This is a genomic window from Streptomyces sp. NPDC051664, assembly GCF_044453545.1.
Classification (GTDB): domain Bacteria; phylum Actinomycetota; class Actinomycetes; order Streptomycetales; family Streptomycetaceae; genus Streptomyces.
Map to the genome: position 1 here is coordinate 21,743 of NZ_JBITCU010000015.1, position 19,290 is coordinate 41,032.

Below are 19,290 nucleotides of genomic sequence, written 5' to 3' on the forward strand. Positions count from 1 at the left end.
GTGGATCTGCGGCGGGTGGCTCCTCAAGACGTACCGAGCGCGGTGCCGCGCGCCGTGAGGAAGGCCTGGTACGGGTCCCGGCCCGAGTACGACCAGGGTGCGGCCGTCGCGTGGGGACCGATGCGGAGGAAGAGGGCGGCGGCCTCGGCCGGCCTGCCCTCGCAGACCTTGGCGTGGGCCAGGAAGTTGAGGTCTGCGCGGTTGCGCGGGTGGTCCTCGCGCTCCCATTCCAGCCACCAGTCGAACGCGGCCTTCATCACCTGCCGGGCCCGCCGCCCCGACCAGTGCCCGGAGCGCACCGGGTCTTCGGACTCGCTGCCCGCGGCGACCAGGACGCGGTAGCGCTCGGCGTGGGCGACGACGGGGAGGACGGCGAGCGGCGAATCGGCGGGCGCCTGTTCGGCGGCCCAGGCGGCGAAGTCGTAGACCTCGTGCAGTGGGTCCTGGCCGCTGTCGGGGTGGTTCTCGGCGAGCCGGGCCGTCATCAGATGATGCGCGTGGTGGTGGTCGGGGTGGCGGATGCGCACCGCGTCGAAGAGCTTCCCGGCCTCCTCCTGGGTGCCGTACGCACGGGCCAGCATCAGCTGTCCCAGCCAGGGCGTGGGGTCGTCGGGGGCCAGTCGCGCGGCGCGCAGACAGGCCTCGCGGGCCGCCTGGGGCGTGTCCTTGCCATGCAGCGCGCGGACCACGGTGGCGCAGGCCAGCAGGGTGGCGGCGTCGGCGCTGTCGGGTTCGGCGAGCAGCCAGTCGCGGGCCCAGCCGGCGGCGGACGGAGTCTCGGCGAGGGCGACGACGCGATGCCCGCGGCGGTCCCAGTCGCTGCCGGTGCCGACCAGCAGGGAGCGGGCTCTGGTCCACCGCCCCTGGGTGAACTGCCCTCGTACCTCGATGAGTTCGGTGTCGTCGAGCGCCGGGTCGAAGGGATGGCCGGAGCGTCCGCCCCGTCTTCGGGAGCGGCCCAGGGGAGGCGGGGGCGGGGACACCGCTGGCTTCCTTTGCGAAACGGGTACGCGCAGGTACGGGCTGGAAAAGGACGGCGGCGAGAGCTGGGGTGAGAGGGGTGGTGCGCGGGCATTCCTGATCGCGGACAGCCAAGCGGTAGGCAAGGCTCCGCGTCAAGAGTTGACCTTGATCAACTGCATTCATTTGCAGAAGAGTTGGCCGGAATCCGGCATTCATCAGCCCTCGTCACGTACGTGACGAGGCATGCCAGACTTGCGTCATGTCGAACCGTGAGCCTCTCAAGCCCTTTCTTCTTGCCTTCCCCGGGCCGCTGCGCGATCAGCTGGTGAGGGCGGTGCTCTCGGGCGCGAAGGTGTCGACGACGGGACTGCTGGCGGAGTACGAGGCGGAGAAGGAGGAGCTGCCTCCGGTGGGCGAGCGGTCGGCGGTGATCGACTCGGCCGGCCGGGAGGTCGCGGTGGTGGAGGTGACCGAGGTACGGATCCTGCGGCTCGGCGACATCGATCTCCAGCACGCGATCGACGAGGGGGAGGGCGACACCTCGGTGGCCGAATGGCGCGCGAGCCATGAGCGGTTCTGGCAGGGCGAGGAGATGCGGGAGGCGCTCGGCGACCTGGAGTTCTCGGTCGACGACGACACGCTGGTCGTCGCCGAACGGTTCCGGGTCGTCGAGCTGCTCATTCCCGTTGTCGGGGCGGAGGACCGGCCGACCGGCGGTACGCAGGACTGACCTCCGCCCGGCCGCCGTCGAGCTGCGCATGGACCTGGCGTACCGCTGTGCGGAGGATCAGCAGAACCAGCCGTCCTGCACCCAGCCGTGACGGTTGATGTCGCCGTAGGCGAACCCGTACGCCCAGCCGCTCTGCTTGCTCTCCACCGTGAAGGTCTGCCCCTTGTAGAGGGTCCCCGTCCAGGCCCCGCCGGGGTCCGTGCGCACATACAGGTCCTGGGCGCATACGGTTTCACGCTGGCCGATGGTGCCGTTCGCGGCCTGGGCCGGCCCAGCGGCCATGAGCAGGCCCGCGGTCAGGGCTCCCACGGCTGCGACTGCTCGGACGGTGCGGAGTGCGGTCATGACGAATCCTTCCGGAAGTCGGCGTGCGGTATGACGTTCGGGACTGCGTTACCAGGAGCCGTAGCCGCCGAGGCATTCGTTGCGGACATAGCCCCAGTCGCCCTTGCCGAAGTCGAAGGTGGCGGCCCAGCCGTTGTAGACGGGGTGGGCGCCGCGGGTGTGGCCGACCTTGTTGCCGTAGCCCAGGACACGGATCAGTCCGGTGGGCCCGGAGGAACTGTCGTAATTGGCGTAGAAGCTCGCGCTCTGACACACGATGATCGCGTGCTCGGGCGGCACCACCGCCTGCGCCGGTGCCCCCATGGCCAACACGGCGGCGGAGGCCGTGGCGACCAGCACCTTGGTCACGATCCTCATTGCTCATCCTCTCCTGTCACGTGGGAGATCCGATCTGAAACGGGCTTGGTTCCGTGCGTGAACAGTGGAGCGTGGCGCTCGACCCTCATACGAGGGGGCGCCGGTCGAGCTGCGCGATCAGCATGACGCCCCGAGGTCTATGCGGGTAGACCCCAGGGAGAAAAATTTTCATGTCCATGACATTTCGATCGCGGGAACGGCGACCACGGGACCGGCCGAAACCTCCCCGGCCGGCCCGACGAACGGCTCGGCGCCCTCCTAGCCGACCGCCTCCGCCGCGGCCCGGCCCGCCGCCCGCCCGGAGAAGATGCAGCCACCGAGGAACGTTCCTTCGAGCGAGCGGTAGCCGTGCACCCCGCCGCCGCCGAAGCCTGCCGCCTCCCCCGCCGCGTACACGCCGGGCAGAGGCGTGCCGTCCTCCCTGAGCACCCGTGACGACAGGTCCGTCTCCAGGCCGCCGAGGGACTTCCGGGTCAGGATGTTGAGTCGTACGGCGATCAGCGGACCGGCCTCGGGGTCCAGGATGCGGTGCGGGGCCGCCGTACGGATCAGCTTGTCGCCGAGATAGCTGCGGGCGCCCCGGATCGCCGTGATCTGGAGGTCCTTGGTGAACGGGTTGGCTGTCTCGCGGTCCCGGGCGGTGATCTCGCGGCGCAGCTCCGCCGCGTCGATCAGCGGTTCGTCGGTGAGCGCATTCATGCCGCGGACCAGCGATTCGAGGTCCTTCTCGACGACGAAGTCCACGCCGTTGTCCATGAACGCCTTCACCGGACCCGGCACGTCCGCACGCGCCCGGCCGATCACGCCACGGATCGACTTACCGGTCAGGTCGGGATTCTGCTCCGAGCCGGAGAGCGCGAACTCCTTGCCGATGATCTTCTGGTCGAGAACGAACCAGGTGTAGTCGTAACCGGACTTCGTGATGTGCTCGAGAGTGCCGAGCGTGTCGAAACCGGGGAAGAGCGGGACCGGCAGCCGCTTGCCCCGGGCATCCAGCCAGAGCGAGGACGGTCCCGGCAGGATCCGGATGCCGTGCTTGGCCCAGATCGGGTTCCAGTTCTCGATGCCCTCGGTGTAGTGCCACATCCGGTCGCGGTTGATGTGGTGGGCGCCCGCTTCCTCGGTGATGCCGAGCATCAGCCCGTCGACGTGGGCGGGGACCCCGGAGAGCATCTTCGCGGGCGGGGTGCCGAGCCGTTCGGGCCACTGCTTGCGTACGAGGTCGTGGTTGCCGCCGATGCCGCCGGAGGTGACGATCACCGCCTGGGCCTTCAGCTCGAAGGTGCCGGTCGCCTCGCGGCTGCTCGCGGTGCCGCGCTGGGCGCCGCTCGGTTCGAGGAGTTCACCGGTCACGGTGTCGATCGCGCCCGCGGTGCGGCCGAGGCCGGTGACCCGGTGGCGGAACCTCAGCTGGACGAGCCCCTTGGCGACGCCCTCGCGGACCCGGCGCTCGAAGGGGGCCACGACACCGGGGCCGGTGCCCCAGGTGATGTGGAAGCGGGGTACGGAGTTGCCGTGGCCGTTCGCGTCGTAGCCACCACGTTCGGCCCAGCCGACGACGGGGAAGATCCGCAGCCCCTGGGCGTGCAGCCAGGACCGCTTCTCGCCGGCCGCGAAGTCGACGTATGCCTCGGCCCACTTCCGCGGCCAGTGGTCCTCCTTGCGGTCGAAGCCGGCCGTACCGAGCCAGTCCTGGAGGGCCAGCTCGTGGCTGTCCTTGATCCGCATGCGGCGCTGCTCGGGCGAGTCGACGAGGAAGAGGCCGCCGAAGGACCAGTGCGCCTGGCCGCCGATCGACTGCTCGGGCTCCTGGTCGAGCAGGATCACCGTGCGGCCCGCGTCGACGAGCTCGGCCGTGGCCACAAGCCCCGCGAGCCCTGCCCCGATCACGATCACATCAGCGTCGTACGCCATGGGTTCCATCCTTGTCGGGTGAGTCGGGGCGAGCGGGGTGGGTCGGGGCGAGCGGGGTGGGTCGGGGCGAGCGGGGTGGGTCGGGGTCCGGACTGAGCGCCGGAAGTTACTCGTGCGTCCGATCTTCGGCACCGGCCGCTGCGGCGTCAACCGCCCGGTCGGACGCGCTCCGGCCGCACCGTCACCTCGGAAGCGCTATCGTCGAAAACAAATCACCCTCTCCTGGCCGGACTTGAGGTAGAGAAGCGTGTCGGTGCTGGTGCTCGTACTCGCCGTGAGCGCCGCCTGTTGTCTGGGATTCGGCTTTGTCCTGCAGCAGGCTGCCGCCCGGCACGCCCCGAGAAGGGACTATCTCTCCCCCCGGCTGCTGCTCGACCTGATGCGGGTCCGGAGCTGGCTGGCCGGGATCGGCCTGATGGTCAGCGGCATGGCGCTGGGGGCGCTGGCCCTGGGCAAGGGCGAGGTGTCCGTCGTCGAGCCTCTCCTGGCGACCAATCTGCTCTTCGCCATGGCCCTGTCGCGCCATCGCACCGGCCAGCGGCTCGGCCGGCAGGGCTGGGCCGGGCTCTGGCTGCTGGCAGGCGGCGTCACCGCCTTCCTGCTGGGGGGCCGGCCGCAAGGCGGCGAGACGATCACGAACGCACTGCGGCACTGGCTGGTGGTCGGCGTGGTCGTGGGTATGGCCCTGCTGCTCACCACCTTCGCCAAGCGCTCGCAGCACGGAGCGGCCGCGGCGCTGCTCGCGGTGGCGGCCGGGCTGCTGTACGGCCTCCAGGACGCAATGACCCGGATGAGCGGGGAGTTGCTGTCGGACGCCGGGTGGGCGGCGCTGGTGACGAGCTGGCAGCCGTACGCGGTGGTGGTGCTGGGCGTTACGGGGCTGATCCTGGTGCAGAGCGCGTTCGAGACGGCGCCGCTGCGGATGTCGCTGCCCGCGCTGACCGCCGCCCAGCCGCTGGCCGGGATCGCCTGCGGGATCGGTTTCCTCGGCGACCAGGTGCGCACCGACACGGGTGCACTGGCCTGGCAGGCGGCCGGGCTGGTGGCGATCGTCGTCGGGATCGTGCTGCTGGGGCTGCATCCGGCGATGCCGACGGGCCACGACCACCACCGCCGGAAGCGCAGCCTGCAGCCGCACTGACGGGCGGATCGCCGGGCGGGCGGATCATGCGTCCACCCGACCGTGCTGCCCGGTCGGTGATCCCCGGCCCGGGAGCTGGGGTTGGATGGGCCGCATGACTGCTGCTGACGAAATTCTGGACATCGTCGACGAGAACGACGAGGTCGTCGGTCGGGCCCCGCGCGGTGAGGCGACCGCGCGGGGCCTGCGCCATCGGTGTGTCTTCATCGAGGCCAGGGACGCCGAGGGCCGGCTCTTCGTGCACCGCAGGACCGCGACCAAGCTGGTCTTCCCCTCGCACTACGACATGTTCGTCGGCGGGGTGGTCGGCGCGGGCGAGTCGTACGACGAGGCTGCGCTACGCGAGGCCGAGGAGGAGCTCGGTGTGACGGGACTCCCCCGCCCCGAGCCGCTCTTCAAGTTCCTCTACGAGAGCGCGGAGCACACCTGGTGGTCGCACGTCTACCAGGTGCGGTGCGAGCTGCCGGTGAACCCGCAGGTGGAGGAGGTCGCCTGGCACACCTTCCTCACCGATGACGAGCTGACGGAGCGGCTCGGCGACTGGGAGTGGGTGCCGGACGGGCTGGAGACGTATCACCGGCTGCGGGAGTTCCGGGCGGGCCGGGCCCCGGCGGACGACCGGATGAGCGCTGGTTAGGGTTCGGGCGTGAACGACTTCGTACAAGGTCTGAGGCTGTGGTTCGCGCCGGAGCGGATCCGTGACGAGGGCGACACCCCCGACTACCGCTTCTCGCTCGCCAACGAGCGCACCTTCCTCGCCTGGATCCGGACGGCTCTGGCGCTCATCGGCGGCGGCTTCGCCGTCGACCAGTTCCTGCCCGACCTGGCCTGGGGGGTCAGAGCGGGGCTGGCGCTCGCGCTGCTCGCGGCCGGTGTGCTGTGTGCGCTGCGGGCGGTCAACCACTGGGTGCGGTGCGAGCGGGCGATGCGGCGCGGCGAGGACCTGCCGGTCTCCCGCTTCCCGGCGCTGCTCGCCCTCGCGGTCGCCGTCGTCGCCGTCGCGATGGTGGTGGTCGTCGTCTTCGGCTGGGAGGCCCGTTGACGGCCGCCGTCCGGGACCCCGGGCTGCAGCCGGAGCGGACCCGGCTGGCGTGGCGGCGTACCACCCTGTCCTGCACGGTGGTGGCTCTGCTGGCGGGGAAGCAGGCCCTGCACGACGGTGCGACCCCGGCCGGCCTCGTCGCCCTGTCACTGAGCGTGCTGGCCTGGCTGGGCTTTCTGCAGGTGGCGCACCGGCGGGTACGCGGGATGGGGACCGCTCAGCCGCGGCCCCTGTCGCCGCGCGGCGCGCTGACAGCGGCGGTGTGCACGGTGGCGCTCGCGGTGTTCGCAGCGGCGATGATCTTCTGAGGGGCCGCGCCGGGGCCGTCAGCTGTCCCAGGGGACGGTGACGACGATCTTCCCCCGGGTGCGCCCCTCCTCGTTCAGCCGGTAGGCGTCCGCGGCCTGTTCCAGCGGGAAGGTCCGGTCGACATGGACCGATATGACGCCCTCCTCGGCCAGGGCGCTCAGCTCGGCGAGGTCGTCGGTGTCGGGCCGTACGAAGGCATACCGGCCGCCGTACGAGAAGACCTCGCCGTCCGCGATGGACACCAGCCGGCCCCCGGGCTTCAGCACTTCCGCGGAGACGCGCAGGGCCTCGCCCCCGACGGTGTCGAAGGCGGCGTCGACCCCGTCGGGGGCCAGGGCCCGGATCCGGTCGGCGACCCCTTCGCCGTACGCCACCGGTTCGCCGCCGAGCCGGCGCACATGGTCGTGGTTGTGGTCGCTGGCGGTGCCGATGACGCGGGCGCCCGCGTGGCGGGCGAGCTGGACGGCCAGTGAGCCCACCCCGCCCGCGGCCGCGTGGACCAGCACGGTGTCGCCGTCCTGGATCCGCAGCGAACGGTGCAGCACCTGGTAGGCGGTGAGCCCGGCCAGTGGCAGGCCCGCCGCCGCCTCGAAGCTCAGGCTGAGCGGCTTGCGGGCGAGGGTGCGCACGGGGGCGGCGACGTATTCGGCGAAGGTGCCGCGGGACAGGAAGTCCTCCCGCACATAGCCGATGACCTCGTCGCCGACAGCGAATTCGTCGACGGCGATACCGGGCTGTACGACGACTCCGGAGACGTCCCAGCCCGGGATCACCGGAAAGACGGCCTCCAGTCCCGACTGGAGATGGCCCTCCCTGGCCTTCCAGTCGACCGGGTTGACGGCCGCTGCCCGCACTTTCACCAGCACACTGTCCGGGCCGACCTTCGGGTCGGGCCGCTCGCCGTACTCCAGGACCTCGGCCCCGCCGTACCTGCTGTAGCTGATCGCCTTCATCATCCGACCATCCGGGCTGCTCAGGCCGGACGCAACTCAGACGGTGGCGGCCTCGGAAGGCGGCCGCGGCGTGGGCGGTCCGGGGACGGACGTCCGTCCCCGGACCGGGGCCGCGGTGGCGGCCTCCCGGCACCTGGCCCGCCCCGCGCTCACCAGCGCGGGATGGCCGGCGTCACCCACTCCGGCTCGGCCTTGCGCATGGCCGCCGCGTCGTCGCGCTCGCGCATCGTGCCGTCGTCGTCGAGCCACCGCCCGTGCAGTACGGCCAGCCGTTCCCGGTCGAGTTCGACGCCGAGCCCCGGGGCGTCGGAGACGGTCAGCCGGCCGTCCTTGAACACATGACGGGTGGTGATGACGTCCTCGGTCTGCCACGGGTAGTGGCTGTCGCAGGCGTAGTCGAGGTTGGGGACGGTGGCCGCGACATGGGTCATCGCGGCGAGACTGATCCCCAGGTGGGTGTTGGAGTGCATGGAGAGTCCGACTCCGAAGGTGCGGCAGATCCCGGCCAGCTCACGGGTGCGGTGCAGGCCGCCCCAGTAGTGGTGGTCGGAGAGCACGACCTGGACGGCGCCGCGGGCGAAGGCCTCCGGGACCTCGGCGAGGGTCGTGACGCACATGTTCGTGGCGAGTGGTACGTCGGTGCCCGCGGCGACGGCGGCCATCAGGTCCGTGCCGGTCGCCGGGTCCTCCAGATATTCGAGCACGTGCTTCAGCCGCTCGGCGACGTACAGCGAGGTCTCGACGGACCAGGCGCCGTTCGGGTCCAGCCGCAGCGGCTGCCCGGGGAACGCCTCGGCGAGCGCGCGGATCGCGGCGATCTCCTGGTCGGGTTCGAAGACGCCGCCCTTGAGCTTGAAGGAGGAGAAGCCGTACTCGTCGGCGAACCGACGTGCCTGGGCGACGACTCCGGCCGGGTCGACGGCCGCACCCCAGTCGTCCTGTTCGCCGCCCTCGGGGTGGGCGGCCCAGCGGTAGAAGAGGTACGCGCTGTACTCGACGCTGTCGCGGACCTTGCCGCCGAGCAGCGCGTGCACGGGCAGGCCGAGCGACTTGCCCAGGGCGTCCAGGCAGGCGACCTCGAAGCCGGAGACGACGGAGAGCCGGAGCTTGTCGGCGGTCTGGACGCCGCGCAGCCCGCCGGCCTCCACGCGCTCGTCGGCGGCGCGTGAATCACCGCACACCTCCTCGGCGAGGGCGAAGAGGCCGTTCAGATCGCTGACCGAGCGGCCGACCAGGGCCTGGGCGAGCGGCTCGGCGAGTTCGAGGTACTTGCCGTCCCCGTAGGTCTCCCCGATGCCGGTCGTCCCACCGCGTGTGATGACCTCCACGATGAGCCGGGGGGTGTACGGCTGGTGGACGCCCTGGGTGTTGAGCAGCGGCGGGTCGGCTATGAGGATCGGGGTCAGCCGGACTTCGTCGATCAGCAACACAGTATTCATACGTGAACCCTATTCAGAGACAGGACCATGCGCCAGGCTCCGGGGCCACTGGGGCCGGAGTCCGCACAAGGGAATCCGGGATTCACTGGACGACATACCGACTGGTCGGCATCATGAGCTTCGACGTCTTTTCACCCCGGAGGTGCGCACGATGAGCTCAGTCCACCCGCCAGGTCTCGACCTGGACCGGCTCCGCGGACATCTCGACCGCGAGCGGCCGGGTCTGGTGAACGGACCGCTCGAAGCCCGCCTCATCGAGGGCGGTCGCTCCAACCTGACGTACATCGTCGCGGACGGCACCGGCCACTGGGTCGTCCGACGGCCGCCGCTCGGCCATGTCCTCGCCACCGCGCACGACATGAAGCGCGAGCACCGGGTGATCAGCGCGCTGCATCCGACCGCCGTGCCGGTGCCCGAGCCGGTGCTGCTCTGTGAGGACGACTCCGTCATCGGGTCGCCGTTCTACCTCATGGAGTACGTCGAGGGGACCCCGTACCGCACCGCCGAGCAGCTCGCCCCGCTCGGCCCCGAGCGCACCCGGGCGGCCGTCCTCGGGCTGGTCGACACGCTGGTGGAACTGCATGCGGTGGACCCCGTGTCGGTGGGGCTCGGCGACTTCGGACGCCCCGAGGGCTTCCTCGACCGGCAGCTGCGCCGATGGGGCAAGCAGCTGGACGCCTCCCGCAACCGCGAACTGACCGGCATCGACGAGCTGCACGCCGCGCTCGGTCGCGAGCTGCCCGTCTCCTCCGCGCCCACCGTCATCCACGGCGACTTCCGCCTGGACAACGTCCTGATCGGCTCGGACGACGAGATCAAGGCCGTCCTCGACTGGGAGATGTCGACACTCGGCGACCCGCTGACCGACCTCGGCCTCCTGGTGATGTACAGCTCCGATCTCGGCCTGCCCAAGTCCCCGGTCTCCACCACCAGCGGCGCGGCGGGCCACCCCACCCCCGCCGAACTGATCGAGCGCTACGCCGCCCGCTCCGGCCGGGACACCTCCGCCATCTCCTGGTACACGGCGTTCGCGTGGTTCAAGCTCGCCGTGATCCTGGAGGGCATCCACTACCGCTACACCCTCGGCCAGACGGTCGGCGCCGGCTTCGACCGGATCGGCGATCTCGTCCCCGTCTTCATCGAGCACGGCCTCATCACCCTTCAGGAAGGCTGATCAGCCCATGGATTTCGCATTCGACGCCCGCACGGAGGAGCTGCGCACCAAGCTGCTCGCCTTCATGGACGAGCATGTCCTCCCGGCCGAGAAGATCGCGGACGAGCAGCGCGCACTGCTCGCCTCCCCGTGGGACACCCCGCAGGTCGTCGAAGACCTGAAGGCGGAGGCGCGCAAGCAGGGCCTGTGGAACCTTTTCCTGCCCGACGCGGAGTACGGAGCCGGACTGACCAACCTCCAGTACGCTCCGCTCGCCGAAATCACCGGCCGGTCCCCGCAGTTGGCGCCGACCGCGCTGAACTGCGCGGCGCCGGACACCGGGAACATGGAGGTGCTCTTCCAGTTCGGCACGGAGGAGCAGAAGAAGCAGTGGCTGGAGCCGCTGCTCGCCGGTGAGATCCGGTCGGCGTTCGCCATGACGGAGCCCGAGGTGGCCTCGTCGGACGCGACGAACATCGAGACCCGGATCGTGCGGGACGGTGACGACTACGTCATCAACGGCCGCAAGTGGTACATCTCCGGGGCGATGAACCCGGACTGCCGGATCTTCATCGTGATGGGCAAGACCGATCCGGACGGCCCCGACATCCGCCGCCAGCAGTCGATGATCCTGGTCCCGCGCGACACGCCCGGCCTCGAAGTGCGGCGCGCGATGCAGGTGTACGGGTACGAGGACCACTACCACGGCGGTCACGCGGAAGTCGTGTTCACCGATGTGCGGGTGCCCGCCGCGAACCTGATCGGTGAGGAGGGCGGCGGCTTCGCCATCGCCCAGGCACGTCTCGGTCCGGGCCGGATCCACCACTGCATGCGACTGATCGGGATGGCCGAGCGGGCCATCGAGCTGATGTGCAGGCGGGCGGTGTCCCGTACGGCCTTCGGCAAGCCGCTCGCCCAGCAGGGCGTCGTGCAGAACTGGATCGCGGACGCGCGGGTCACGGTGGAGCAGCTGCGGCTGCTGGTGCTGAAGACGGCGTGGCTGATGGACACGGTCGGCAACCGGGGTGCGCACACGGAGATCCAGGCCATCAAGATCGCCACCCCGCGCGCGGTGGTCGACATCCTCGACCAGGCGGTGCAACTGCATGGTGCGGGCGGCGTCAGCCAGGACTTCCCGCTGGCGGAACTGTGGGCGGCGGCGCGGACGCTGCGGCTGGCGGACGGGCCCGACGAGGTGCACCAGAGGTCGCTGGCGCGGCGCGAGATCAAGCAGCACCTGTAGGCGGCGGGCGGTGACCGGGGCGTCCGGTTGCCGCTTCCGTGCTCGAACGCCGGACGGGCTCGATGGTGCCGCGCAGGCATCACAAGCCCGTCCGGCGATGGAGGACGAACGGGTCGGCCACGGGCGGGGAAAATCACGCCCGCCCGGCGAGTGAGGACAGAGCGGCAACCATCGCGCCCCGGCGCCTACGGTCGCAGCGCGCGCAGCAGCAGGTCGGCCAGATGGTCGGCGACCTCCTGCTGGCTGAGCGGGCCGTCCGGGCGGTACCACGTCGACAGGTGGTGCACCGATCCGAAGTGGTAGTCCACCACCAGATCCGCCGGCGTCGCCGTCGAGAACACCCCGCTCTGCTGGCCCTCTTCGACCAGCGCCCGGAACCGCTCGTGGTAGCGGCGCCGCTCCACCCGCACCTGCTTGTTCTTCTCCGGGCTCAGATGGTGCATGGACCGGAAGAAGATCGACGCGTCGTCGAGGTTCTCGATCGTCGTGACGACGACATCCGCCGCCGCGTCCCGCAGCCGCTGCTCGACCGGCGCCTCGGCGTCGGCGAAGGCGTCGAGCCGCTCCTGCTGGAGCCGCAGCACCCGGACGTAGACCTCCTGGAGGAGGTCCTCCTTGGACCCGAAGTAGTGGTACAGCGCCCCCTTGGTGACGCCCGCCGCCTCGACGATCTCCTGGACCGACGTGCGGTCGTAACCCTGCTCGGCGAAGAGCCGGGTGGCGGCGGCCAGCAGCCGCTGCGGGACCGGGGCATCGTTCCCGTCCGTCGTTCTGGCCATTGCCGCCACCTGCCTTCCGTACGAAGTTTCCGCTGCTCTACTGCGCTGAACGCAGTTCCCGCCTGAGGATCTTCCCACTTGCCGTCTTCGGGAGTTCAGCCAGGATCTCGACCTCGCGCGGGTACTTGTAGGCGGCGAGCCGCTCCTTGCAGTACGCGCCCAGCTCTCCGGGCTCGACCACCGCACCGGGCCGCAGGCTGACGTACGCCCGGACGGTCTCACCGCGGTAGGCGTCGGGGACACCGACGACGGCCGCCTCCCGTACCGCCGGGTGGGTGTACAGGACATCTTCCACCTCCCGCGGCCAGACCTTGAAGCCGGAGGCGTTGATCATGTCCTTCTTGCGGTCGACGACGTACAGCCAGCCGTCGCGGTCCATGAAGCCGATGTCGCCCGTCCGCAGCTCACCGTCCGGGAAGGCGGCGGCGGAGGCCTCGGGCAGCCGCCAGTAGCCGGAGACGACCTGGGGGCCGCGGACGGCGATCTCGCCCTGTTCGCCGAACGGCACCTCGTCGCCGTTCTCGTCGAGGATCCGGACGATTGTGTCCGGGCCGGGAACGCCGACGGAGAGCGTCCCGGAGACCGGGTCGACGGGGGCTTCCCGCTCGGGCGGTACGGAGGCGCAGGGCGCCGTGCACTCGGTGAGGCCGTAGCCGTTGCGGATGTACGGGCCGAAGCCCGCACGGAACTTCTCCACGAGCGCGGGCGGCAGCGGTGCACCGCCGGAGGAGATCACCTGGAACGAGGCGAAGTGCTCACGCGTCACATCGGGGTGGGCGGCGAGCGCCATGAAGGCGGTCGACGGGCCGACGGTGTACGCGGGGCGGTGCTCGGCGAAGGCGTCGAGGACGACACCGGGGTGGAAGCGGTACGCGAGGACGAGGGTGCCCGCGTTGGTGAGACAGGCGGCCAGCTGGCACACCATGCCGGTGATGTGGAAGAGCGGGGCGAGCGCGAAGTACGAGGAGCCCTCGGCGACCGGGTGTCCGGTTCGCTGGCGCTCGGCATTGACCATGATGTTGCCGTGGGAGTTCATGGCGCCCTTGGGGGTGCCGCTGGTCCCGGAGGTGTAGCTGATCAGCGCCAGGTCGGCGGCGGTGAGCTCGCGGCCTTCGGGGGCGGCGAGCCCGCGGCGGGCGACGGCCACCAGGTCGTCGGCGTCCGCGGGGGCCGGCAGCCGCTCGAAGTTCAGGACCCGGTCGTCGTTCTGGCTCTGGAGGTCGAGCTCGCAGGCGGTGACGGCGATCCGTACGGTCGGGGCGGCGGCCGCGGTGTCCCGCAGATACGACTCCCACGCCCGGTCCGCGCAGATCAGCGCGGTGACCTCGGCGTCCTTCAGTACATGGCCGACCTCGCCGGACTTGTACATCGGGTTGAGCGGGACGACGGTCGCCCCCGCCTTCCAGGCGCCGAGCAGCGCGAGTACGAACTGCGGGGAGTTCTGCAGCATGATCGCGACCCGGTCGCCGCGCTCCAGGCCCCTCGAGGCGAGATGACCGGCCACCGAGTCGGAGAGCACATCGGTCTCGCGGTAGCTGAGGCGCCCGTCGAAGTAGGCGAGCGCCGGGTGCTCGGGGGCGCGGGCGACGGAGGCGCGAAAGGCGTGCACCAAGGTCTCGGCGGGGCTGACGGGGGCCCGCTGGGCCTCGCTGAGCAGGGAGATCCAGGGCTTCGCCGCGTAGACGGACCCGGCGGCGGCATCGGTGTGGGACTCGGTCATGCGCCGGTCTCCTCCCACTTCTGCTGAAGGTGGTTCATGTTGGCGAGCCACTGGTCGGTGTCCTTGGTGCGCGCCCGGTAGTACCCGGCGACCTCGGGGTGCGGCAGGACGAGGAAGCGGTCCTCGGCCATGGCGTCGAAGAGCGCGTCGGCGACGGCCTCCGGCTCGATGGCGCTGGGGGCGAGCACGAGCTCACCGGCCGAACCCGCGGCGGTGAGCATGTCCGTACGTACGCCCTGCGGGCAGATCGTGTGGACCTTGACGCCGCGGTGGCGGTAGGTCAGCGAGAGCCATTCGGCGAAGGCGACGACCCCGTGCTTGGTGACGCTGTACGGCGCCGCTCCGATCATCGTGAGCAGACCGGCGGCGGACGCGGTGGAGACGAACCGGCCGCTGCCGCGCTCCAGCCAGTCCGGCAGCAGCGCCCTGGCCGCGCGGACGTGGGCCATCACATTGACGTCCCAGGCCGCCGCCCAGACCTCCTCGTCGGCGAAGACGTCGCCGGGCGAGGCAAGGCCCGCGTTGGCGCAGTAGATGTCGACGGTGCCGTCCAGGGCGTCCCGGGCGGCGTCCACGATCCTTGAGGCGTCACCGGCGACGGCAGTGCCGCCGATCTCCTCGGCAAGCGTCTTGATCCGGGCCTCGTCGAGGTCGTTGACGACGACCCTGGCGCCTTCCGCGGCGAATCTGCGGGCCAGAGCGGCGCCGATGCCGCCTCCGGCTCCGGTGACCACTACGCCCGCGCCCTGCACCGTACTCATCGGGTCCCGCCTCTCTCAGCCGACTTCCCCAGCAGACTAACCAGTCGGTATGTCGTCGGGGAAGGGGGTTGGTGCGAGTTGTCACCACTCCTGTCACAGCAGTCGCGTCCGGCTCGTTCCGCGGAGGGCTTGCGCGCGCTAGCGTGCGTGACCATGACAGTCGGAGCGATCATGGAGGTAGCCGAATGAGCCTGTCCAGACGTGGTTTGCTGGCCGCCGGCAGTGCGGTGGGAGCCCTCGCGGCAACCACCGCAGGAACCGGGACCGCGGCAGCGGGATCCGTGCCCGGGAAGGGGCACGGCGCCGGGCGGAACCGGCTCCTCACCGGCTTCGACCGGCTGGCCGCGGACGGCTACGCACTGCTGAAGGGGCAGAAGGTCGGGGTCGTCACCAACCCGACCGGGATCACCTCCGATGTGCGCCACATCGTCGACGTGATGCACCCGGACGAACGGGTGGACCTGGTCGCGGTCTTCGGACCCGAGCACGGCTTCCGCGGCACCGCGCAGGCGGGCGGCTCCGAGGGCCGGTACGACGATCCGGCCACCGGACTCCCCGTCTACGACACGTACTTGAAGAGCGGGCAGCCGCTCGCCGATGTCTTCACCGCGTCCGGCGTGGACACGATCGTCTTCGACATCCAGGACGCGGGCGCACGCTTCTACACGTACATCTGGACGCTCTACGACTGCATGGAGGCTGCGGCGCTCGCGGGCAAGCGGTTCGTCGTGCTGGACCGGCCGAACCCGGTGACCGGGCGGGCGGCGCTCGGGCCGGTCCTCGACCCGGCGTTCTCGACCTTCGTGGGGCGCCGGGAGATCGCGCAGGCGCACGGCATGACGGTCACGGAGCTTGCGCTGCTCTTCAACGCGGAGTTCCTGGCCGAGCAGCCGGTCGAACTGGACATCGTGAAGATGTCGGGATGGCGGCGTTCGGACTTCTTCGACGAGACCGGACTGCCATGGGTGCCACCGAGCCCCAACATGCCGACGCCGGACACCGCGCTGGTGTACTCCGGGACCTGCCTCTTCGAGGGCACGAACCTCTCCGAGGGGCGCGGCACCACGCGGCCGTTCGAACTGCTCGGCGCGGAGGGCATCGACCACCGGTGGGCGGCGGCCGCGAATGCGCTCGACCTGCCCGGAGTCGCGTTCCGCGAGGCGTACTTCGCGCCGACGTTCTCCAAGTTCCAGGGGAAGACGGTCGGCGGCGTGCAGTTGCATGTGCAGGACCGGGAGGTCTTCGACCCGGTACGCACGGGGATCGCTCTCCTGGTGACGGCGAAGCAGACGTGGAGCGGGTTCGCATGGCGCTCGGACAACTGGATCGACAAGCTCACCGGCAACACGCGGGTCCGCACGATGATCGACGCGGGCGCGGACACGGATGAGGTGGTGGGGGCCTGGGAGGCGGATCTCGCCGCGTTCCGGGCGGTACGCAAGAGGTACTTGCAGTACCGGTGAGGCGGACCGGGCGGGTCCGGGAGTGCGGACCCGCCCGGCGAACCGGTTCCGTCCCCGGGCACCGGACGGAGTGGACCGAATGCCTACCGGTGGGTGGGGAACTCCACCACCTGCTGGTACGTCGGGCGGTTCTGCCAGTGGATCGCCTTCTGGCTGATTCCGCCCAGCGCACGGTGGATGATCGAGTCCGTGCACCACTGCTCGCCGGCGCCGCAGCTGTCGTCACCGGGGTAGACCTCGGTGACCGGCTCGGACGCCGCCTGCTTCAGAGAGGCCAGCAGGGTGTCCCGGCAGCTGCTCAGGTCTCCGTTCCCGCAGTACGTCCTGGCGAGCGGCCCCTTGACCGGACGGCCGAGGACCTGGCGCAGGTCCTTGTCCACAAAGCCCCACCAGCCGTACTGGAACGCCGATCCACTGTGCGCCCCGCTCGGGCCGTGGCTGGCCGCCGGTGACTCGTCGGTGGCGAGAGCGGCGGTCAGCGCCCCGTACAGGCTGTCGCCGAGACCCGGCTCGAACTCGGCCTCGACCAGCTTCGGCCACCATGCGTCCATGATTCGTACCGCATCCGCGTCGGTGTACGTGTGCGAGCCGGGGCTGCTCTCCCTGCGCTGCGACCCCGAAGCCCGCCAGGACTCCAACTGCTGGACGACCGCGTTCAGTTCCGGGTCGGTGACCGGCCGGGACCGGAGCACCTGCAGCAGTTCGGGCAGCAGCTGCTCGCCGCGCAGGTCGGTGAGTGCGGCTTCCGCCATGGCCCGGGTGAGCGAGGCGCGGGTGACACCGCCCTGCTCCACCAGCTTCGCCACCCGGTCGTCGAGCAGATCCGCCCGGTGCACCGCGCTGAGGCCGAAGCCCGCGGAGGCGTACCCCTCGGCCTGCTTGTTGTTCCAGGAGACGTAGTAGTCCTGGCCGCTGGAGTGCGGGTGCGCGGCGAACGGGGTGTAGGCGGCGGTATTGGCGACCGGGTCGTAGCCCTGCCATTCGTACGCCTTCTCGGCCTTGACGGGCAGGGCCGGGTCGACGCCCGCCGCGCGCACCGGGTTCATGCCGCTGTTGTAGTAGGCGGCGGTGCGGGAGTCGGCGTAGAACCAGTTGAAGGCGTAGTCGATGCTGCTCGCCGCCTGCTGGAAGGAGGCCGCGTCCTTCACGTACGCCGGGTCGTTGAGCATCTGGAAGCCGACGATCGAGTCGGCCTCGTGGCGGTAGGTGGTGCGCAGCGAGGTGTACGCGACGGGCTTGCCGCCCACTGTGGCGCGGTGGGTGACGATGCCGTACGCGGTCCGCCAGACCTGCATCCGGTAGGAGCCCTTCGCCGTGGAGTCGGCGACGGTCGGTGTCCAGGAGTTGGTGCGCTCCAGCTTCTCCATCGCGGTGCAGGTGCCGTGGTGGAGGTAGTGCGTCGAGTCCTTGGTGGGTGCGGAACCGTCCGGCTCGCACAGCTCGATGGCATACGTGTCGGTGATGTCCTGGCCGGCCGAGGTGGCGCTCCACGCGTAGTCCTGGCCGCGGCCCATCTGGACGTACATGCCGACACCGGCGAAGGCGACCCCGCGGGCGCTGATGCCGGGGCCCTGGAGCTCCTGGAGCATCATCAGCTGCGGTGCGAAGTAGCCGGTCTGCGGGCCGAAGACGGCGATCGGGTTTCCGCTCGCGGTGTGCTTGCCGGAGACCAGCAGGGCGTTGGACATGCCGCGCTTCTGGGCGCCGGAGCCCGAGCCGGGCAGCGAGCCCTCCGGGATGACGCCGTCGTCGTAGATGCCCTGGGCCTTCCTGAGCGCGGCCGGAGCCTTGACCGGGGCCTTCCTGTCGGTGCCCGCGGAGCCGGTGCGGTCGTGGACGAGCGGCTCGGGGGTGACCGAGCCCGGGTCGGGAAGGGCGGTGCCGCGCGCCTGGGCGGGCTTGCCTGCGTAGGGGAAGGAGGTGCCGTCGTGGATGGTCAGCACGGCCTCGGGGTCGTTCCGCTGCCGGAACGACTCCCAGACCTTGGTGCCTTCGGCGACCCCGTACTTCTGCTGGGCGGACAGCAGCGAGAGTGCCGCCTGCACTTCGCCGCCACCGCCGCCACCGAACTGACCGCCGACGACCGAGGCGATCGAGATCAGGTCGGTCAGCTTGAACGGCTGGATCTCACCGATGTTGGTGATCGCGTCTATCTTGCCGGTGAGTACGTACTCGCCGGGGAAGTAGCGGCCCTTCTTGGACTTGTCGCGGTACGCGTTGATGCCGTCGACATACGCCTGCGCGTCGGCCATGGCCTGCTCACCACGGGCGCCCTCATGGGTCCTGATGTACGCGACCTGGGCTTCGAGATCGGCCTCGGTGTACGGGGCCTGCGGCCAGAACTGCTGCTCGAGCCCCTGGTTGGCGAGTGCGCCACCGGCGAACGAGGTCAGTTCACCGCGCCCGATGTGCCGGAAGAGGTCCATCAGCCAGAGCCGGTCCTGCCCGGCCGCATACCCGGCGCCGAACTCGGTGCCGTATCGGGTGGTGCCCTTGATGTGCGGGACGCCTGACGCCCTGTCGCGGGTGATGGTGACGTCGTCGCGCGGCGAGGTGACGGACTCGACCTGGTCCTTCGGTACGCCGAACGAGGCGTCGTTGAAGAAGTCGGTCAGCTTCTGGTCGGTGAGTCCGGTGTACCCGGCCACCAGGCCGCTGTAGCGGTCGAGTTGGTCGTCGCTGTGCGCGGGGTGCGTACCGAACGCCTGGTTGCCGAGGATCTCGACGAGTGTGGCGTTGCCGTTCTCGCCGGGCGGCAGGATGTCGTCGCACTGCCCCTGGCAGTAGTCGACGACGGGGACGGGTTCCGCCGCCACGGCGCCGGACTGCGGCGAGGCTGCGAGGAGGGTGGTACCGAGGGTGAGAACCGCCGCAACGGTGGCGGCTCTGAACTTGACGGTGCGTGGGGGCATGCGTGCTCCTCCGGGAGGCCGATGCGCCGGAGGTTACTGGCGGTATGACCCGTCGGTAAGGTGAGC

The 19,290-nt window shown here is 70.6% G+C and carries 18 protein-coding genes; 8 read left to right on the forward strand and 10 right to left on the reverse strand.

What is annotated here, in order from left to right:
• Window positions 1-23 precede the first annotated feature (23 nt).
• The gene (locus ACIA8E_RS25610) at window positions 24-983 is read right to left on the reverse strand and encodes a hypothetical protein (RefSeq protein WP_399301656.1); all 960 of its coding nucleotides are present in this window, start codon (window positions 981-983) and stop codon (window positions 24-26) included.
• 239 nt (window positions 984-1,222) lie between these two features.
• On the opposite strand from ACIA8E_RS25610, the gene ACIA8E_RS25615 reads away from it, so the two are divergent.
• Window positions 1,223-1,693, forward strand: coding sequence for an ASCH domain-containing protein (locus tag ACIA8E_RS25615; protein WP_399301657.1), 471 nt, complete (start codon window positions 1,223-1,225; stop codon window positions 1,691-1,693).
• A gap of 57 nt (window positions 1,694-1,750) precedes the next feature.
• On the opposite strand, the gene ACIA8E_RS25620 is transcribed toward ACIA8E_RS25615, so the two are convergent.
• From ACIA8E_RS25620 to ACIA8E_RS25630, 3 genes are all read right to left on the reverse strand, one after another.
• Entirely contained in the window at window positions 1,751-2,038 is a 288-nt protein-coding gene (locus ACIA8E_RS25620) for a hypothetical protein (protein WP_399301658.1), read from the reverse strand.
• Window positions 2,039-2,086: 48 nt separating this feature from the next.
• Window positions 2,087-2,395, reverse strand: coding sequence for a hypothetical protein (locus ACIA8E_RS25625; RefSeq protein ID WP_399301659.1), 309 nt, complete (start codon window positions 2,393-2,395; stop codon window positions 2,087-2,089).
• 258 nt (window positions 2,396-2,653) lie between these two features.
• Entirely contained in the window at window positions 2,654-4,309 is a 1,656-nt protein-coding gene (locus ACIA8E_RS25630) for an FAD-binding dehydrogenase (protein WP_399301660.1), read from the reverse strand.
• Window positions 4,310-4,556: 247 nt separating this feature from the next.
• On the opposite strand from ACIA8E_RS25630, the gene ACIA8E_RS25635 reads away from it, so the two are divergent.
• The 4 genes from ACIA8E_RS25635 to ACIA8E_RS25650 all read left to right on the forward strand — a co-directional run bounded on the left by ACIA8E_RS25635 (window position 4,557) and on the right by ACIA8E_RS25650 (window position 6,800).
• Window positions 4,557-5,450: a DMT family transporter gene (locus ACIA8E_RS25635; RefSeq protein WP_399301661.1), complete on the forward strand. Its 894-nt coding sequence runs from the start codon at window positions 4,557-4,559 to the stop codon at window positions 5,448-5,450.
• A gap of 94 nt (window positions 5,451-5,544) precedes the next feature.
• Window positions 5,545-6,087, forward strand: a complete 543-nt coding sequence (locus ACIA8E_RS25640; RefSeq protein WP_399301662.1) for an NUDIX domain-containing protein — start codon at window positions 5,545-5,547, stop codon at window positions 6,085-6,087.
• A gap of 9 nt (window positions 6,088-6,096) precedes the next feature.
• Window positions 6,097-6,492: a YidH family protein gene (locus ACIA8E_RS25645; protein WP_030918255.1), complete on the forward strand. Its 396-nt coding sequence runs from the start codon at window positions 6,097-6,099 to the stop codon at window positions 6,490-6,492.
• Complete coding sequence (locus ACIA8E_RS25650) at window positions 6,489-6,800, forward strand: DUF202 domain-containing protein (protein WP_399301663.1); 312 nt, start codon at window positions 6,489-6,491, stop codon at window positions 6,798-6,800. Before ACIA8E_RS25645 ends, ACIA8E_RS25650 begins: the two co-directional genes overlap by 4 nt.
• Before the next feature lie 18 nt (window positions 6,801-6,818).
• Here ACIA8E_RS25650 and ACIA8E_RS25655 read toward each other — a convergent pair whose 3' ends face one another.
• Both ACIA8E_RS25655 and ACIA8E_RS25660 read right to left on the reverse strand, forming a co-directional pair.
• Window positions 6,819-7,754: an NADP-dependent oxidoreductase gene (locus ACIA8E_RS25655; RefSeq protein ID WP_399301761.1), complete on the reverse strand. Its 936-nt coding sequence runs from the start codon at window positions 7,752-7,754 to the stop codon at window positions 6,819-6,821.
• A gap of 149 nt (window positions 7,755-7,903) precedes the next feature.
• A complete protein-coding gene (locus ACIA8E_RS25660; protein ID WP_399301664.1) occupies window positions 7,904-9,193 on the reverse strand; it encodes a glucarate dehydratase family protein in 1,290 nt (429 codons plus the stop codon).
• Between the two features lie 151 nt (window positions 9,194-9,344).
• On the opposite strand from ACIA8E_RS25660, the gene ACIA8E_RS25665 reads away from it, so the two are divergent.
• Together ACIA8E_RS25665 and ACIA8E_RS25670 are read left to right on the forward strand one after the other, a co-directional pair.
• Window positions 9,345-10,367, forward strand: a complete 1,023-nt coding sequence (locus ACIA8E_RS25665) for a phosphotransferase family protein (RefSeq protein ID WP_399301665.1) — start codon at window positions 9,345-9,347, stop codon at window positions 10,365-10,367.
• 7 nt (window positions 10,368-10,374) lie between these two features.
• Window positions 10,375-11,589 carry an acyl-CoA dehydrogenase family protein gene (locus ACIA8E_RS25670; RefSeq protein WP_399301666.1) on the forward strand — a complete coding sequence of 405 codons (1,215 nt, stop codon included), beginning with the start codon at window positions 10,375-10,377 and terminating at the stop codon, window positions 11,587-11,589.
• Window positions 11,590-11,774: 185 nt separating this feature from the next.
• Here ACIA8E_RS25670 and ACIA8E_RS25675 read toward each other — a convergent pair whose 3' ends face one another.
• From ACIA8E_RS25675 to ACIA8E_RS25685, 3 genes are read right to left on the reverse strand one after another with little or no spacing between them, the layout of a single operon-like run.
• Window positions 11,775-12,368: a TetR/AcrR family transcriptional regulator gene (locus ACIA8E_RS25675; RefSeq protein WP_399301667.1), complete on the reverse strand. Its 594-nt coding sequence runs from the start codon at window positions 12,366-12,368 to the stop codon at window positions 11,775-11,777.
• 37 nt (window positions 12,369-12,405) lie between these two features.
• Window positions 12,406-14,088: an AMP-binding protein gene (locus ACIA8E_RS25680; protein WP_399301668.1), complete on the reverse strand. Its 1,683-nt coding sequence runs from the start codon at window positions 14,086-14,088 to the stop codon at window positions 12,406-12,408.
• A complete protein-coding gene (locus ACIA8E_RS25685) occupies window positions 14,085-14,849 on the reverse strand; it encodes an SDR family oxidoreductase (protein WP_399301669.1) in 765 nt (254 codons plus the stop codon). Before ACIA8E_RS25685 ends, ACIA8E_RS25680 begins: the two co-directional genes overlap by 4 nt.
• Window positions 14,850-15,034: 185 nt before the next feature.
• On the opposite strand from ACIA8E_RS25685, the gene ACIA8E_RS25690 reads away from it, so the two are divergent.
• Window positions 15,035-16,312, forward strand: coding sequence for an exo-beta-N-acetylmuramidase NamZ domain-containing protein (locus tag ACIA8E_RS25690; protein ID WP_399301670.1), 1,278 nt, complete (start codon window positions 15,035-15,037; stop codon window positions 16,310-16,312).
• 83 nt (window positions 16,313-16,395) lie between these two features.
• Here the strand turns inward: ACIA8E_RS25690 and ACIA8E_RS25695 are convergent, their stop codons facing one another.
• Entirely contained in the window at window positions 16,396-19,224 is a 2,829-nt protein-coding gene (locus tag ACIA8E_RS25695) for a penicillin acylase family protein (RefSeq protein WP_399301671.1), read from the reverse strand.
• Between the last annotated feature and the right edge of the window lie 66 nt (window positions 19,225-19,290).